The organism is Streptomyces botrytidirepellens, assembly GCF_003721215.1.
Taxonomy (GTDB): domain Bacteria; phylum Actinomycetota; class Actinomycetes; order Streptomycetales; family Streptomycetaceae; genus Streptomyces; species Streptomyces himastatinicus.
This window is the reverse complement of sequence record NZ_RIBZ01000431.1, coordinates 1-1,037: the sequence shown is the minus strand read 5'-3', so window position 1 is coordinate 1,037 and position 1,037 is coordinate 1. Positions and strand designations below refer to the sequence as shown.

Below are 1,037 nucleotides of genomic sequence, written 5' to 3'. Positions count from 1 at the left end.
GCCTGCGTGTGACCGATGTTGGACTTCACCGAACCCAGCCACAACGGATCCCCCTCACGATCCCGCCCATACGTGGCCAACAAAGCCTGCGCCTCAATGGGATCACCCAGACGCGTACCGGTGCCATGCGCCTCCACCACATCCACATCCGACGCCGAGACCCTCGCCACCTTCAACGCCTGACGAATCACCCGCTGCTGCGACGGCCCGTTCGGCGCCGTCAAACCATTGGACGCACCATCCTGATTGACCGCACTACCCCGCACCACCGCCAACACGCGGTGTCCCAAGCGCTGGGCGTCGGACAACCGCTCCAGCACCAAAACCCCAGCACCCTCGGACCAGCCCGTACCATCCGCACCCTCCGCGAACGCCTTGCACCGACCATCCGGCGCAAGCCCACGCTGCTGCGAAAACTCCACAAACGCCGCCGGAGTGGACATCACCGTCGCCCCTCCAGCCAAAGCCATCCGGCACTCCCCCGACCGCAACGCCTGACTCGCCAGATGCAACGCCACCAACGCCGACGAACACGCCGTGTCCACCGTCACCGCAGGGCCCTCCAGACCCAACGCATACGCCACACGACCAGAAATCACACTCGCCGCGGACCCCGTCCCCACAAAACCCTCGACCCCGTCCAGCCTGCCACCCACCGTATGCAGATAGTCCTGACCATTCGTCCCCACGAACACCCCCGTCGCCGAACCACGCAACGACAACGGATCAACACCCGCCCGCTCCAACGCCTCCCAGGAGGTCTCCAACAACAACCGCTGCTGCGGATCCATCGCCAACGCCTCACGCGGCGAAATCCCGAACAACTCCGCATCAAACTCCGTGGCGTCCTGCACGAACCCACCGACACGCACATATGACGTCCCCACACGACCCGGACCGGGATCAAACAGACCCTCCAGATCCCACCCCCTGTCGACCGGGAACGACGAAAGCCCGTCACCACCCGAGACCAACATCTCCCACAAACCCTCAGGAGAAGCGACACCACCCGGAAAACGGCACCCCATACCCACAAT

The 1,037-nt window shown here is 64.5% G+C and carries 1 protein-coding gene; it reads right to left on the bottom strand.

What is annotated here, in order from left to right; all coding sequences use genetic code 11:
* The coding region (locus tag EEJ42_RS31385) for a beta-ketoacyl synthase N-terminal-like domain-containing protein (RefSeq protein WP_148082071.1) at positions 1-1,037 on the bottom strand (1,037 nt) is incomplete at both ends.